Annotated in this window: 14 protein-coding genes and 1 pseudogene; 6 read left to right on the top strand and 9 right to left on the bottom strand. The window is 64.7% G+C overall.

Annotated elements, in window-relative coordinates:
• From CK219_RS32480 to CK219_RS30775, 6 genes and pseudogenes are all read left to right on the top strand, one after another.
• Nucleotides 1-171, top strand: a pseudogene (locus tag CK219_RS32480) (ABC transporter permease); the annotation flags it as partial.
• A gap of 85 nt (nucleotides 172-256) precedes the next feature.
• Complete coding sequence (locus tag CK219_RS30755; protein ID WP_095770191.1) at nucleotides 257-1,282, top strand: sugar ABC transporter substrate-binding protein; 1,026 nt, start codon at nucleotides 257-259, stop codon at nucleotides 1,280-1,282.
• Between the two features lie 82 nt (nucleotides 1,283-1,364).
• Complete coding sequence (locus CK219_RS30760; RefSeq protein WP_095770192.1) at nucleotides 1,365-3,488, top strand: SMP-30/gluconolactonase/LRE family protein; 2,124 nt, start codon at nucleotides 1,365-1,367, stop codon at nucleotides 3,486-3,488.
• Nucleotides 3,485-4,540: a hypothetical protein gene (locus CK219_RS30765; RefSeq protein WP_095770193.1), complete on the top strand. Its 1,056-nt coding sequence runs from the start codon at nucleotides 3,485-3,487 to the stop codon at nucleotides 4,538-4,540. Before CK219_RS30760 ends, CK219_RS30765 begins: the two co-directional genes overlap by 4 nt.
• Nucleotides 4,540-6,036, top strand: coding sequence for a sugar ABC transporter ATP-binding protein (locus CK219_RS30770; protein ID WP_095770194.1), 1,497 nt, complete (start codon nucleotides 4,540-4,542; stop codon nucleotides 6,034-6,036). The genes CK219_RS30765 and CK219_RS30770 overlap by 1 nt, the downstream gene beginning before the upstream one ends.
• A gap of 366 nt (nucleotides 6,037-6,402) precedes the next feature.
• Nucleotides 6,403-6,810, top strand: coding sequence for a carboxymuconolactone decarboxylase family protein (locus CK219_RS30775; RefSeq protein ID WP_095770195.1), 408 nt, complete (start codon nucleotides 6,403-6,405; stop codon nucleotides 6,808-6,810).
• 173 nt (nucleotides 6,811-6,983) lie between these two features.
• Here the strand turns inward: CK219_RS30775 and CK219_RS30780 are convergent, their stop codons facing one another.
• The 9 genes from CK219_RS30780 to CK219_RS30820 form a co-directional block, all read right to left on the bottom strand.
• Nucleotides 6,984-7,871 carry an amidohydrolase gene (locus CK219_RS30780; protein WP_176477202.1) on the bottom strand — a complete coding sequence of 296 codons (888 nt, stop codon included), beginning with the start codon at nucleotides 7,869-7,871 and terminating at the stop codon, nucleotides 6,984-6,986.
• Nucleotides 7,871-9,007 carry a VWA domain-containing protein gene (locus tag CK219_RS30785; RefSeq protein ID WP_095770197.1) on the bottom strand — a complete coding sequence of 379 codons (1,137 nt, stop codon included), beginning with the start codon at nucleotides 9,005-9,007 and terminating at the stop codon, nucleotides 7,871-7,873. The genes CK219_RS30780 and CK219_RS30785 overlap by 1 nt, the downstream gene beginning before the upstream one ends.
• A gap of 211 nt (nucleotides 9,008-9,218) precedes the next feature.
• Nucleotides 9,219-10,100, bottom strand: a complete 882-nt coding sequence (locus CK219_RS30790; protein ID WP_095770198.1) for a MoxR family ATPase — start codon at nucleotides 10,098-10,100, stop codon at nucleotides 9,219-9,221.
• Nucleotides 10,101-10,107: 7 nt separating this feature from the next.
• Nucleotides 10,108-11,112 (bottom strand): molybdopterin cofactor-binding domain-containing protein, encoded by a 1,005-nt coding sequence (locus tag CK219_RS32685; RefSeq protein WP_095770199.1) that lies wholly within the window; start codon nucleotides 11,110-11,112, stop codon nucleotides 10,108-10,110.
• A 1-nt stretch (nucleotide 11,113) separates the two neighbouring features.
• A complete protein-coding gene (locus CK219_RS32690) occupies nucleotides 11,114-12,481 on the bottom strand; it encodes a xanthine dehydrogenase family protein molybdopterin-binding subunit (protein WP_095770200.1) in 1,368 nt (455 codons plus the stop codon).
• Nucleotides 12,482-12,492: 11 nt separating this feature from the next.
• Nucleotides 12,493-12,975, bottom strand: a complete 483-nt coding sequence (locus CK219_RS30805) for a (2Fe-2S)-binding protein (protein ID WP_095770201.1) — start codon at nucleotides 12,973-12,975, stop codon at nucleotides 12,493-12,495.
• A gap of 58 nt (nucleotides 12,976-13,033) precedes the next feature.
• Nucleotides 13,034-13,828, bottom strand: a complete 795-nt coding sequence (locus tag CK219_RS30810) for an FAD binding domain-containing protein (protein ID WP_095770202.1) — start codon at nucleotides 13,826-13,828, stop codon at nucleotides 13,034-13,036.
• Between the two features lie 12 nt (nucleotides 13,829-13,840).
• Nucleotides 13,841-14,284: an SRPBCC family protein gene (locus tag CK219_RS30815; protein WP_095770203.1), complete on the bottom strand. Its 444-nt coding sequence runs from the start codon at nucleotides 14,282-14,284 to the stop codon at nucleotides 13,841-13,843.
• 331 nt (nucleotides 14,285-14,615) lie between these two features.
• Nucleotides 14,616-15,443, bottom strand: coding sequence for an AraC family transcriptional regulator (locus CK219_RS30820; RefSeq protein ID WP_095770204.1), 828 nt, complete (start codon nucleotides 15,441-15,443; stop codon nucleotides 14,616-14,618).
• Nucleotides 15,444-15,738: the final 295 nt, after the last annotated feature.

Consider the following 15,738-nt stretch of genomic DNA (forward strand, 5'->3'; position numbering starts at 1 on the left):
GTGCTGGTGGGGGCGGCGCTGATCGGCATCCTGCTCAACGCCATGACCATCATCGACATTCCGCTTCTCTACCAGAACCTGATCAAGGCGGCGATCCTGCTCGGGGCCATCATCGTCGACGGCATCATCAATCCGCGCGACGAGCAGACCGCGCAACAAGGCGACATTTAGAGCAGATGGCAAGGCCATCTTGCTCTCGGGTACCCGGGCGATCGCGACGATCGCCCGGCAACGAAAACCGAACCAGAGGTGTGACATGAGACTACTCAGAACATTGATGGCCGCCGCCACGGCGCTCGCCGTTACCGCCTTCGCGGCGCCGAGTTTTGCCGCAGACGATCCCGGCCCGGCCGCCTATGCCAAGGCGCTCAACGGCAAGCGCGTCATGCTGGTGCCGCTGGCGATGGGGTTCGACCTGGCGCAGGGTTGGGCGCACTACCTGAAGAAGGAAGTCGAGGCCTGGGGCGGCACATTCGAGACCCGCGACCCGAACTGGGTGGTCGATGCCGGCGCGCAGGCGATCACCGACGCCATCGCTTCGGACACGCGGCCGGACGTGCTGATCATTCATGCGCCCGACCTCAACTCCTACTCGAAGCTGATGAAGAAGGCGCAGGCCGCCGGTACCTATGTGCTGCTGGTCGACAATCCGGCGAACTTCCCGGCCGACGCCTTCGTCGGCAGCGACTGGGACAAGCTCGGCCAGCTCGAAGCCGAAGCGGCGATCAAAGGCTGCGGCGAGAATTCGTCCAAGAAGATCGGGCTGGTGCAGGGCGACCAGGCGAACTCGTCTAGCCTCTACCAGTATGCCGGCATCATGAAGGTGCTGGAGAAGCATCCCGACTTCCAGGTGGTGGCAAAGCCGGATTCCAATTGGGACGCGACCACCTCGCGCAACGTGACGACGACGATGCTGCAGCAGCACCCGGACATCTGCTCGATCATCGACTTCTGGGACGGCGACGCCACTGGTGCCTCGGCCGCGATTCGCGACGCCAAGCTCGAGGGCAAGGTGTTCCTGGTCACCACCGGCGGCGGCGAGAAGGCGGCCGATTGCGACAAGCTGAACGACGGCACCTATGGCGCCGTGGTGATGACCGATCTTGCCCGCCAGTCGGGCGACATGAACGCCATCATCAAGTTCCTGCTGCAGAGCGGCCAGCCGGCCGGCACCTCGCACACCTACATCTACACGCTGGAGAAGGCGACGACCAAGGCCGACCTCAAGCCCGACAGCTGCTGGGACCTGAAGGCTCTGCAAGCCGAAGCGGCGGCGAAATAAGCCGCGCAGCCGGAAAAGCATCCACGGGGTGGCCGGATTGTTCCGGCCGCCTCTTTCCCGTTTTTAATGACAGCAGCAGCCGATGAATTTCCGTGAACGCCTCCAGGCCTGGCGCTACAATCTCGTGCCCGACCATCTGGTCGGCGAGATCCTGACCAAGCGCTGGACCGACAACGCCATACCTTTCCTGGCGCTGGTGGCGACGCTCGGGGTGTTCGGCTCGATCATTCCGGGCTTCTTCAAGCTCACCTCGCTGCAGGAATCCACTCGACAGCTCGGCGAGTTCTCGCTGGTCGTCATCGGCATGACCGTGGTGATGCTGGGCGGCGGCATCGATCTTTCGGTGGGCTCAATCTTCGCGCTGTCCTGCTTCTCCGCCGTCTACGTCTTCTTCATTCTCGAACAGTCGATCTGGCTGGCCTTGGCCGCGGCACTTTGCACGGGGCTCGTCTTCGGCGCCGTCAACGGCTACCTCGTCGGCTATCTCAGGCTGCGTGCCTTCCTCACCACGCTGGTCACCTTCATCTTCGGGCGAGCGCTGTTCGACATCCTCGTCACCACCTATGCCGCCGACGTGCAGCTTTCCCAGGCAAGTTCCGATGTGCTCGACTTCATCGGCGACGGCACGTTCTGGGGCCTGTCGGTCTCGGTCTGGCTGGCCATCATCCTCGCCGTCGTCACGCATATCGCGCTGACGCGCTCGCGCCCGGGCTGGCATGTGCTGGCGGTCGGCGGCTCCCGTCGTTCGGCGCATAATGCCGGCATCCGGGTGCGGCGCACCGTGTTCATGACCTACGTCTTTTCCGGCTTCTGCGCCTCGATCGGCGGCTTCCTGATCGCCTGCCGGTTGAGCGGGGCGGGGCCGGGCACCGGCCTCAATCTCGAGATCATGGCGCTGACGGCGGCGGTGGTCGGCGGCGTCAGCCTTGGCGGCGGACGCGGCTCGGTGGTCAAGGGCCTGATGGGCGCCATCATCGTTCTGACCATGACCAACGGCCTGATCCGGCTTGGCTACGGCACAGGCACCAACCAGATGGTGCTCGGCATCCTCTTGGCGGTCGCCGTCACCATAGACATCCGCTGGCTGAAGAACCGCCACAAGGTGCTGAACGAGGTCTATGTCGCGCCGGTCTACCTCAAGATGGGCGAGACCCAATCGGCCGCGCCCGGTTCCGGCACGTCCTACGAACTCGACAACCGGCTCTCGGCCGCGGACCATATCGGGCTCGGCGAGCTGGAAGGACCCGAGGACGTCATCCTCGACCGCGACGACCATCTCTATTGCGGCACCCGCCACGGCGAGATCGTCCGCTTCTTCGCACCGAACTACCGGCGTTCCGAAGTCTTTGCCCATATAGGCGGCTTTCCGCTGGGGCTCGCCTTCGACCGGGACGGCAATCTGATCAGCTGCGTCGGCGCCATGGGGCTCTATTCGGTCTCGCCGGCCCGGGAGGTGAAGCGCCTCTCGGCAGAGACGGCACGCTCCTGGACCTCGATCGTCGACGATGCGCGCCTGCGCGACCCGAATGATTGCGACATCGCGCCAGACGGCCGCATCTATTTCACGGATTCGACCAAGCGATATGATGCTCATGATTGGGCGCTGGACTCGATCGAGAATCGCGCCACGGGCCGTCTTTTGGTGTACGACCCGAAGGACGGTTCGACCAAGACGCTGCTCGACGGCTACCGCTACACCAACGGCGTGTGCATGGCGCATGACGGCAAGTCGCTGTTTTTCGCCGAAAGCTGGGCCTGCCGCGTGCATCGCTATTGGCTGGAAGGGCCGAAGGCAGGCACCGCCGAATGCGTCATCCGCGACATGCCGGGCTATCCCGACAACATCAACCGTGCCTCGGACGGCAATTACTGGATGGCCTGGCTCGGCATGCGCACGCCAAGCTTCGACCTGTCGCTGCGCCATCCCGACATGCGCAAACGCATGACCCGCCGCCTGCCGCAGGACGAATGGCTGTTTCCCAACATCAACACCGGCGGCGTGGTGAAGTTCAACGAGAACGGCGGCATCGTCGAGACGCTCGGCGATCTTTCCGGCAACGCGCATCCGATGGTGACCTCGATGCGCGAGCACAAGGGCTACCTGTTCGTCGGCGGCATCCTCAACAACCGCATCGGGCGCTATAAGATCAGTGGTGCGGACCCGAACTGGACGAGCCCCGCTTCCTATTGGGGAGACAAGCCATGATCCTCGATCCGATCCTGGATGTCTTTCGCGGCAAGGCGGTCACCATACCGCCGCTCGACGGCGCCTTCCGTCCCAACACGCGGCTGGACGACGCGCCGGCCGTCGCCGAACTGAGCGAGCCGGACAATCTGCTGGTGTCTGACGGGCGGCTGCTTGTCTCCAGCGGCAACGCTATCCTGGCGGTTGCGGCTGGTTCCGAGCCCGTCGCTGTCGAAACCTTTCAATCCCCCATCACCGCGCTGGCGCTGTCGCCATCGGGCGAACTGACCGTCGGGCTGGAGAGCGGCAGACTGCTGATTGCCGGCAAGGAGGTTTCGCTGCCGGCCGAAATACGGTGCATCACAGCGCTTGCCTATGCCGACGATGGCATGCTGTGGCTGGCCAATGGCTCCAGCGAACATGCTCCGTCGCAATGGGCGGCCGACCTGATGAAGAAGGGCGCATCCGGCTCGCTGTGGCGGTGCGGGGCGGGTGGCATCGGTTTTCAGAAGATCGCCGGAGACATCTCCTTTCCCTATGGGCTTCACCCGGTCGGCGCCAACGTGCTGGTGAGCGAAAGCTGGCGCCACCAGCTCGTACGCTTCGACGGCGCGAACGGAAACCGCTCGACGGTGCTGACGCATCTGCCCGGCTATCCCGCGCGGCTGGCGCCGGCGGGCGACGGCGGCGCGTGGCTGACGCTGTTTGCACCGCGCAACCGGCTGATCGAATTCGTGCTGCAGGAAACGCATTATCGCCGCGACATGATCGACCAGGTGCCGCCGGCCTACTGGATCGCGCCGGCGCTGGCTTCCAACCGCAGCTTCCTCGAGCCGCTGCAATGCGGCGGCATCCGCACCATGGGCATCCACAAGCCGTGGTCGCCCAGCCGCTCCTATGGGCTCGTAGTCAGGCTCGACCGAACCATGCAGCCGCAATTCAGCCTGCACAGCCGCGCCAACGGCACCCGGCACGGCATCTGCAGCGTGGCGGAAAAGGACGGTTGCCTGTTCGTCGCCTCGAAGGGCGGCGATTGCGTGCTGGCGCTCGACGCGGTCACGGGAGGTTTCTGATGGAGCCGATCGTCCGTCTGGAAAACGTCACCAAGACCTATCGCGGCGTGCCGGCCGTGAAGAATGTCAGCTTCGATCTGAGGAAGGGCGAGATCCATGCGCTGCTTGGCGAGAACGGCGCCGGCAAGTCGACGCTGACCAAGATCATCGCCGGCGTCGTTGACGCGACTTCGGGCAAGATGTTCCACCAGGGCGTCGAGACGGCTTATGCCTCGCCGCACGCCGCGCTGGAAGCGGGCATCGCCATGGTATTCCAGGAGACCAGCCTGGTGCCGTCGATGACGGTGGCGCAGAACCTTTATCTCGGCACCGAGAAATTCCTCAACCGGCTGCGCGGCACCTACATCTCGGCGCAGCAATTCCTGCAGTCGCTGAATTTTCCGGTCGATCCCAACGCGATGGTGGCGACGCTGGGCGCGGCCAAGCGGCAGATGGTCGAGATCGCGCGCGCCGTCCACCACAATGCCGAGATCATCATCTTCGACGAACCCACCGCCACGCTGACGCCGGAGGAGAAACGCCATTTCTTCGCGCTGATCCGGAGGCTCAAAGCGCGCGGCGTGTCGATCGTCTTCATCAGCCACGCGCTGGAAGAGGCGCTGATGATCGCCGATCGCATCACCATCCTGCGCGACGGCGAACTGGTGATCACCGACCAGACATCCGCCTTCGACCGCGACAGGATCGTCGCCGCCATGGTCGGGCGCTCGCTGTCGGGGCAGATCTATCGCCAGCGCGACGAGACGAAATTGCGCAAGGCCGGCAAGAAAGTGCTCTCGGTGCAGGACATCTCGATGAGCAACATCGTGCGCAACAATTCCTTCTCGATTTTCGAAGGCCAGATCACCGGCGTGTTCGGGCTGATCGGATCGGGCCGCACCGAGACCTTCAAGATTGTCTCGGGTATCTACAAGCGCGACTTTTTGCGCGGCGGCGCGATTGAATTGGACGACAAGCCGGTGCGCTACCTCGTGCCGAGCGAGGCGGTGGCCGACGGCATCGTCTATGTCACCGAGGACCGCAAGAGCGAAGGCATCTTCGAGACCATGGGCATCGCCGAGAACCTTTTCGGTGGCCTGCTTGCCGCCGGCCGCGAGAAGGCCTGGATGATCAACCAGCAGGAGATGCGGCAGCTCTCGGCCGAATGGACCAAGACACTCAACATCAAGGCGATCAACGACAACGCCCGCGTGGTCGAGCTTTCCGGCGGCAACCAGCAGAAGGTGGTGATCGGCAAGGGGCTGGTGCAGCAGCCGCGCATCGTCATTTTCGACGAGCCGACACGCGGCGTCGATGTCGGCGCCATCGCCGAGATCCACCAGATCATCAACCGACTGGCCGACGAGGGCCTCGCCGTCGTCGTCATCTCGTCCTACCTGCCGGAGATCATGAACCTGTCCGACCGCATCCTTGTCTGCCGCCAGGGCCGCATCGTCGAGGAGTTCTCGCCGGCGGAGGCGACGGAGGAGAAGATCATGTACGCGGCGGTGCACTAGGGTGTCGCTGGTGGCACCTTGACAATTGGCCGGAGCCTCCGCGACGTCGTCATCCACGGGCGGAGCAAGGAGCGCAGCGACGCGCGCAGACCCGAGGATCCATGCCGCGACTTTCAGGCGCGGCTAGGGTCCAGAATTCTGCTCCGCTGCGCCCTTCGCGTGAGGGCACGGAATGGATTCCAGGGTCTGCGCGCGTCGCTTCGCTCCTTGCTCCGCCCTGGAATGACGATGCTGAGGTGCTTCGGCCAATGTCCGCGGCAGTGTGTTGCTTCGAGCTAAAAATTGAATCGGAGAAACACGTTAGCTGTCTACGCGCAACACTTGGTTCAACGACCTCGATCAGCGATTCAAACGAAAGGAAACACCATGGCCACCACAAAACTGCTCAGCGATGCCGAGGTCGAAAAGATCCCGGCGGTGAAGGCCGTGTTCGACGATATCCGGGCGACGCGAAAATCCGACTTCGTCAACAATTTCTGGCGCGGGCTGGCCAATGATCCGGCGGCGCTGAAGCGGGTGTGGGAGCAGCTCAAGGCGGTGATGGTCGCCGACAGCGCCATCGATCCGCTGACCAAGGAGATGATCTATATAGCGGTCTCGACTGCCAATGGCTGTTCCTACTGCGTCCACTCGCACACGGCCGCCGCCCGCGCCAAGGGCATGACCGACGCGCAGCATGGCGAGCTTGTGTCGATCATCGGGCTTGCCGGCCAGACCAATCACCTGGTCACGGCAATGCAGATTCCTGTCGATCCGCAATTCGAGGTGAAGTGAGGCGCCGGCTTCTCCTTCTCCCCTTGTGGGAGAAGGTGGCCTCGCGAAGCGAGGTCGGATGAGGGGTGTTCCAAGGAACGCTAACGTCTCACTCCGCTGGAGCACCCCTCATCCGTCTCGGCGCTTCGCGCCGATCCACCTTCCCCCACAAGGGGGGGAAGGAAGAAGCCGCGCTACACCGGCCGATACACCTTCGCGGCCGTATTCCAGAAGATATCTGCCTCGGCCGCCGCGCCATGTTTCGCCACCGCCGCGCGGTGCGCTTGGATCAGCTCGGCGTGACTGGTCCAGAGCTTCTCGATCGGGAAGTTCGAGCCGAACATCAGCCGGTCGCTGCCGAGGATCTCGATCGCGTTGTCGACGATGTAGGCGATGAGCTCCGGGTCGTTGCGGTGGACGAAGGTGCCGAGCCCCGAGAGCTTGGCGTAGACATTGGGCGCTGCCGAAAGCGTGCGGAGGCCCGCCTTCCAGGCTTCGGTGGTTTCCGGCTCCATGCCGGTCAGCATGCCGGCATGGGTGAGGATGAAATTCGTCTGAGGGTTTTCGCCGACTAGTGTCAGCCCGTCCTTCATCTGCGCGGGAAAGAGCTGCAGGTCAAAGGAGAGGCCGTAATCCTTCAAACGCGCCACGTTCTTCCGCACTTTCGGATCGATCACCTGGTCGGCCGAAGCGGCGAAGCGGAAGGCGGGCGTTTCATGCCAGTGAAGCTGCATGCGCACGCCGCGCAGCAGCGGATACTTTTTCAATCGGTCGATCTGCGGGCGGACGTCGTCGACCGTCATGTCGGCATAGCCGACGATGGCGTGCGGCCAGCCGGTTTCATCCGCGGTCTTCTGCAGGAAGGCGACCTCCTTCTCGAAATCCTCCTTGGCCCAGTTGGTCTGGACATAGACGGCCTTCTCGACGCCTGAGCCTTTCTGGTCCTCGAGGAACTCGGTGATCGGATAGTCGCGGCGGATCGGCTCGTAGGGGCCGAAGATGCGCGGCACCATCGGCCCGACCAGCCAGGGCTGATCCTTCTGGCGCCAGATGTGGAAATGCGCGTCGATGGCTTTCTGCATCACGATATCCTTTTCCAGATGGAAGCGGCCGCAGGCGCAGGACGGGCGAGCGACAGGATGAAATCGGTCAGGCTCTTGGCCGACGAGCCGTCGACCAGATCGTCAAGCGCCGGCAGGATGGCGCGGAGCGCCGCAGTTTCCGGGCGGAAGCGCGGATCGCCGGCGAGCGGGCTCGCCAGCGACAGCCGGAAGGCGCGGGCGCTCAACCGCCGCATCGCGATCTCCAGCTCGGCATGGCTGCCGCGTTCCAGCCCGTCGGACAGGATGACGACGCAGGCGCCGCGCGCGAAGGCGGAGAAGCGCGGCACCGACAGGAAGGCCAGCAATGTCGGCCCCATGCGGGTGCCGCCGTCCCAATCGTCGACGAGCGCCCCGGCGCGGGCGAGCGCCTGCTCGCGGTCACGAATGCGCAGCGCCGAGGTGATGCGGGTAAGCCGCGTGCCGAAGGTGAAGACTTCGGCGCGGTCTGCGCCTTGCACCGCCGCGTGAGCCAGCTTGAGATAGTCGGCGGTGTGCAGCTTCATCGATCCGGAGATATCGATGAGCAGAAGCAGTTTTCGCGATACCGCCTGCCGCCGGCGCAGCAGCGGCGACGGGATGTCGCCATCGGCGCTGACGATTTCGCTGAGCGAGCGCCGGAGGTCGAGCGTGCCGCGCGAACGCGTGCGCATGGTGCGGAAAGAACGGCGCGCGGGGAGGGCGGAGGCGAGCTTGCGGCGGAACTGGCCGAGACCATCGGGCTCGCGCTGGAAATCGCGGCTGCTCAATTGCTCGAGCGCCGAGGAGAGCTCGCCGCTTTTCTCCTGGCGGATGGTTTGCTTCTCTTCCTCGCGCGTGCCGCGATCGTCCTTGACGCGGGTCTCGTCGTCCTTCTCGCCTTCGATCGAAGGCTTGGCGTCGCCGTAGAAATGGGCGCGGAAATGCGCTTCGAATTCGTCGCGGCGATCGGGCGAGGGCGCAAGCGTCGCGAGCGCTGCTTCGCGGATGTCGTTCATCGAGCGCGGGCCGAGCAGGGTCACCGCTTGCATGAAGCTGGTGATTTGTTCGGGCGCGATGGCGAAGGCGTGATCACGGAGCAAACGGGCGAAGCCGAGGAAGAGTGCGGCGGCACGAGGCAGGTTTTCCGGACGCCTCATTCCTTCGCGCCCCCCTCTGTCCTGCCGGACATCTCCCCCTCTAGGGGGGAGATTGGCAGCTTGGGCGCTCTGCTCAATCCTGCGAAGTCGAAGATTGGCGAAAGCCGCCGTGACGTCTGATCTCCCCACTTGAGGGGGAGATGTCCGGCAGGACAGAGGGGGGTGCTGTCCCGCCAGCGCTGGAAGATCGGCAGGCGATCCCTAAAACGCATCACCCTAGCGCCTCCTCGACAATCCTCCCCAGTTCAGGTGCAATCGCCGACAAATCCTCCTCGTCCTTGATCAGCACGCCTATGGCGCGGCGGAAGGCTTGCGGCCACGGGCTGCCGCCTTTCTCGAGGATGGTGGCGGCATTCGCCCATTCGACCGCTTCGGCGATGCCGGGCGGCTTGGCTAGCGGACGCGCGCGGATCTCCTGCACGGCATTCGCCACCGCTTTTGCCGTCGCTTCCGCAACATGGCCCGCGCGCAGCATGATGATCTCGGCCTCGCGCTGGGCGTCGGGATAGCCAATCCAATGATAGACGCAGCGGCGGCGCAGCGCCTCGGCCAGCTCGCGCGTGCGGTTGGAGGTGAGGATGACGATCGGCTGCGTCGCGGCGCGGATCGTGCCGCGTTCGGGGATGCTGATCTGGAAGTCGGAGAGGAATTCGAGCAGCAGCGCCTCGAACTCGTGATCGGAGCGGTCGATCTCGTCGACCAGCAGCAAGCGCTGCTCCGGCGCGCGAAGCACCTGCAGCAGCGGCCGGGCGGTCAGAAAACGATCGTCATAGATGTCGATCTCGTGCTCGCCGGCATGGCGGATGGCGAGCAGCTGGCGCTGGTAGTTCCACTCGTAGAGCGCATGCCCGGCGTCGATGCCTTCATAGCATTGCAGCCGCACCAGCTCGCGGCCAAGCAGTTCGGCGACCGCCTTGGCGGCTTCGGTCTTGCCGACGCCCGGCGCGCCTTCGAGCAGCAGCGGCTTGCCCAGGCGGATCGCGAGGAAGATCGCCGTCGCAAGGCTGTCGTCGGCCAGATAGCGCGAAGCGGCAAGGCGCGCGGCGATCGCTTCCGGCGAAGCCGCGACCGCAACGGCGTCGGGGTTTGCCATCTTCCCCTCAGCCCACGGCCTGCGCCTTCAGCGCGCGCAGGATGCGCTCCGGCGTGATCGGCAAGGTGTCGATGCGCACGCCGACGGCGTCGAAGACGGCGTTGGCGACGGCCGGGATCTGCGGGTTGGCGCACATCTCGCCCGGACCCTTGGCGCCGAACGGCCCATCGGCGGAAGGACGCTCCAAGACGATGATCTCGGTCTCGGCGAGGTCACCCGGGCCCGGCATCAGATACTGGTTGAAGTCGGTGCCGCCATGGTCGCGGCTCGGATAATAGGGTTCGGTCGTTTCGTAGAGCGCATGGCTGATGCCCATCCAGGAACCGCCGACGAGCTGCTGCTCGACCATTTTCGGGTTGAGCGCACGGCCGATCTCGAAAACGTTCTTCACGGTGAGCACCGTGACCTCGCCGGTCTCGTCGTCGACCTCGACCTCGGCCACCGTGCAGGCATGGGCGTAGCAGGTGGAAGGCTTCATCGCGCCGGTCTCCTTCTCCGGGTAGGAGCGCGGAATGAGAAACATGCCGCGCCCCGAGATCGAGCGGCCGCGCTTGAAATGCGCCGACAGCGCCACGTCGAAGATCGAGATCGATTTCTGCGGCGCGCCCTTCACCTGTATGTTGCCCTCACCGTCGGTCTCGAGGTCGGATGCATTCACCTCCAGCTCCTCGGCCGCCACTTCCAGCATCACCTGGCGCGCCTCCTTGGCCGCCTGGATGACGGCGTTGCCGGCGCGGTGCGTGCCGCGCGAGGCGAAGGTGCCCATGCAGTGCGGGCCGGTGTCGGTGTCGGCGGTGTCGATGACGACGCGGTCGGTCGGCACGCCGATCGTCTCGGCGCAGATCTGCGCCATGATCTGCTTCATGCCCTGGCCGAGATCGACGCTGGACAACGTCACCATGAAGTTGCCGGTCGGGGTCGAATGGACCAGCGCCTGGGTCGGGTCGCCGCCAAGATTCATGCCGGTCGGATAGTTGATCGCGGCGACGCCGCGTCCACGCCGGATCGCCATCTCAGGCTCCCTTCCTGTAGGAGGACATCGCCATGTACTTTTCCGCCACGGGCCAGTTGGCGACGCGCGAGGCCTCCTGCATGCATTCGATTAGCGCCGCACCCTCGGTCGGCTGGCGATGCGCCTTCATGTCGCCGTCGCGATAGGCGTTGATGAAGCGGAATTCTAGCGGATCCATGCCGATCAGCCTCGCCAGCTTGTCCATCTGCACCTCGAGCGCGAAGTCGCCGATGGTGACGCCGAAGCCGCGCATGGCCGACGAAGGGGTGCGGTTGGTGTAGACGCAATAGGTGTCGATCCAGACATTCGGGATCGTATAGGGGCCGGGGTAGTGCGCCGCGCCCTTCTGCGCGCCATAGGGCGAGTGGCGCGAATAGGCGCCGGCGTCGGTATAGCCGGTCACCTTGCGCGCGACGATGCGGCCGTCCTTCATGACGCCGTCCTTGATGATCACCTTCTCGGCGGCGCGCGGCGAGGAGATCTGCATTTCCTCCTCGCGGCTGTAGATAAAACGGACCGGGCGTCCGGTTAGCTTGGCCGCGAGGATGGCGATCGGCTCGACGATGACGTCGACCTTGCCGCCGAAGCCACCGCCAACGGTGCCACCGACGAAATGCAGCTTCGAGCCCGGCATCTGCAGGATGATCGAGGCGTTGTCCAGGGTGAAGAACATCGCCTGCGTGTTGGTGTAGCAGGTGAAGCGGTCATTGCCTTCCGGCGCCACCACGCAGCCCGTGGTTTCGGTCGGCGCGTGCTCGATCGGCGAGGACTGGTAGGACTGTTCGAGGATGTGGTCGGCCTGGGCAAAGCCTGCCTCGACATCGCCGAAGCGCACCTTGCGGCACTCGCCGCTGTCATAGAGATAGTAATTCTGGCCGTGATATTCGTTGACCAAAGGCGCGCCGGGCTTCAGCGCCTCCTCCATGTCGAAGACGGCCGGCAACACCTCATAGTCGACCTTGACCTTGGCGGCGGCTTCCTGCGCGGCGCGCTCGGTCTCGGCCAGCACCGCCACCACGGCCTCACCCTTCCAGCGCACCTTGCCGTCGGCGAGCACGGTTTCGTCCTCGGGCCCGATCTGGATCAGGATCAGGATGGTGTAGACATTGTGCGGCACATCCCTGGCGGTCAGCACGCGTACGACGCCCGGATGTTTCTCCGCTTCCGACGTATCGATCGAGCGGATGCGGGCATGGTGGTGCGGGCTGCGCACCATCTTCAGATGCAGCATGCCCGGGAAGTTTCGGTCGGCGAAATAGGCGGTCTTGCCGGTGACGTGTCCCGGCGAGTCGAGCCGCGGGCGACCCTGGCCGATCTCATGCAGGCCGTCCTTGCGGACATCGGCAAAGTAGTCCTTGCGCAGTTCCATGGCTCGTCCCCTCAGGCGGCGTTCTGCGAGTTGGCGCGCGCCGCAAGCAGCACCGCCTGGATGATCGGCTCGTAGCCGGTGCAGCGGCAGATGTTGCCGGACAGCGCCTCGACCACATCCTCGCGGCTCGGGTTGGGCGTGCGGTCGAGCAGAACCTTCGCGGCCATGATCATGCCCGGCGTGCAGAAGCCGCATTGCGTGGCGAAGGCATCGAGGAAGGCGCGCTGCAGCGGATGCAGCACACCGCCTTCGGCAAGGCCGGCGGTGGTCCTGACGTCGGCACCGCCGCAGGTTTCGGCCAGCGTCAGGCAGGAGAGCCTGAGTTCTCCGTCGATGATGACCGAGCAGGCGCCGCAGGTGCCTTGGTGGCAACCCCCCTTGGGTGAGGTGTCGCCGATCTTGTCGCGCAGCGCATTGAGCAGCGTCGTGCCGCTTTCGACGAACTCGGCTTTTTCGGAGCCGTTGAGTGTGAATTGGACAGGTACTTTTGCCATTTTTCCTCCCTGCGCGCCTGCCCGGATCGGCCGGACAGACGCGCGTCCCCCACGGATATTAGTCAAGCAGCAGCCGGCCGAGATGGACCGGCAGAACCTCGGCGCGATACCAGGCGCTGGCGATCGGGTCGGTGATCGGCGCGATGCCTTCGCTCGCAGCGGTCAGGGCCGGCGCGATCTCCTGCGGGGTGAGCTTGCAGCCGAGCAGCGCCTTTTCGGCCGCTAAAGCGCGCATTGGACGATCGGCCATGCAGCCCAGCGCGATGCGCGCCGAGGTCACCGTGCCGTCCGATGCGAGCTCCAGAAGCGCGGCGATGCTCAGCACGGACACACCCTTGGGCTTGACCCGCGATACTTTCAGGAAGCGGAAGCTCTCGGCTTTAGGCAATGCAATATCCACCGCGGTCAGTATGGCGCGGCTGGTGTCGCGATCGGCCAAAAAAGTCTCGATCGGCACTTCGCCGGCTTGGGTGACGACGGTCGCGTCCAGCGCCAGCAGCGCCACGGCGAAATCGCCATAAGGGGCAGGGGCGAACAGATTGCCGCCGACGGTCGCCATGTTGCGGATCGCCGGTCCGCCGACGGCGCGCGCGGCCGGCGCAAGCGCGGCGAGCTCGGGATGACGGGCAATCGCGGCCATGGTGACCGAAGCGCCGAGCCGGACCTTGCCGCCGGAAACCGCGATCTGCGAGAGGGCGGGATCGCTGACGCGGATCAGGTTGAAGACGGCAACATCGCCTTCATTGGCCGCGCGGACGACAAGCGTGCCGCCGCCGAGATAGCGTGTCCCAGCGGCCTGCAACGCGGCGTTGGCGTCTTTCACGCTCGAAAAAGTCTGCAGCGCAAGCGACATGGCGCGCTCCCGTCAGCTCTGGCCGGCGAAATGGGCCTTCAGGGCGTTGAAACCGCCCTGGAAGACGTTGGCGCCCATGCCCTCGGCCAGCTTGTCGGCCTCCTCGGGCGCGGCGTCGAAGCTCGCTGTCCATTCGGCATAGGTGCGGTTGCCGTCGGTGACGCGCCGCAACTGCAGCGTCGCCTTGTGATTGGTGAGCGGCTGCGGCGTCTCGAGGATCGAATAGCTGACCAGGAAGTTCTCATCCGAGAAATCGAGCAGCTTCTCGCGCAGCCGCGCGCCGCTGACCAGTTGGAAGTTGCGCACGCAGCCGATCGTGGTGGCGTCCTTGCCGTCCTCGATATGGCTTTCCACCATGCGCGGATGCCAACTGGGCAAACCGTTGAAGTCGCGGATGCGCGCCCAGACCTGCTCGACCGGCGCGTCGATGACGCTGGAAATGGTGACTTTCGCCATAGACTGGTTCCCTTGCAAAGATCGGGAGCATGCTAGGGCGGCCGACGGGCCGGCGCTTATCAATGCGTCTTGAGCCCGTATCAACCAGTCGGAAAAACCGGCGCGTCGATAGTCAGGTGATGCCGGCCTGCAAATGGCGGCTTCCTGCGCTTCCGGTGCTCACGTAGCTAAAGTACGCTCCGCTCCGGCCTTCGCCGGCCGAAGCCCTCACAAGTGTCTTTGCTCTATGAAGGCTACGGCCGGCGTAGGCCGGTTCTCGGAAGCCATCCAGTTTGGTCGCTTCGCGCCCGTCTTCGACTCCGGCTCGGCCTGACCTGAATCTCAAAGCGCCTTACGCTGTCGCTCGCGCGGCTTCGCGGTAGAGCGTCGGCGGCACGCCGACATGGTCGCGGAAGAAGCGCGAGAAATTACCCTGGGTGGTGAAGCCGAGATTGCAGGCGACCGAGATCAGCGGTTCCTGCGACCACTGCAGTTGCCGCACGGCTTCCTCCATGCGCAGCGTGTTCCAGTAGACGTTCGGCGTCAGATTGGTCTGTTCCTTGAACAGCGCGAAGAAATGCGGTCGGGAGAGCCCGACCGAACGAGCGACGTCGTCGAAGGAGATGCGTTCGCAGACGTTGGCCTTCATCAACTGGATCGCCTTGCGGACACGGAAATCGAGCATCGTGTTGATGCGCGCGCGGGCTACCTGCGGCGCGGATGTATCGGCCGCGTCGAGAACGCTGTCGATGAAACGCTCGATCTCGTAATTGGCGACGTCGTCGATGCTTTCATTGTCGGTGAGGTGATCGAGCAGGTTCGCCGCAGCCTGGTGCAGCCAGGGCTCCAGCGTGATCGCCGCTTGCGTGAACAGCGGCGCGGAGGAGGGCAGGTCGCGGCGCCGGCGCGCCCAGTCCGGGTCGATGTAGAAGGCGAGGAACAGGCCGGGCTTACCGTCGCGGGAAAGGGCGTGGCTGTGCGGCTGGAACGAGTTGATGCCGGCCGCGGTGCCAGGCCCAAGCCGCACCGTCTCGCGGCCGATGGTCATTTCGCCTGCCGTGCCTTCCAGCCAGATGATGAGATGGGCCTCGCCATGGGCATGGGTGACGAAGTCGTTGGCGACATTCAGCACGGAAACATGTCCGAACCGGCCCCAGTAGAGCCTGATCGCGTCCGTCATGGCTATCGTTCCTCCCGCAGGCGACTGGCCTCCCTTCGCCTGCCGGGGAATAGTGCGGCTGGGGTGAGGCTGCGTCAAGACAGGCAGGAATGGTGGCCATCTCGCATCGCCCGTCCGGACTCGATTTTCAGACTGGGCGATAGGCGCGGCTTTCCCTTCTCCCCTTGTGGGCCTGTTGCGCAGTTAGCGAGAACAGGCTCGCAGAGGGGTTTTGACCGCGAAGTGTGTTGTGCTTGGTGGGCGATTTGGCCTTGGGGTTGAGTTTGATGGTGGCGGTGCGGCCCCTAGGCCGGTA

Origin of the sequence: Mesorhizobium sp. WSM4313, from assembly GCF_002294725.1 — a bacterium.
GTDB lineage: Bacteria > Pseudomonadota > Alphaproteobacteria > Rhizobiales > Rhizobiaceae > Mesorhizobium.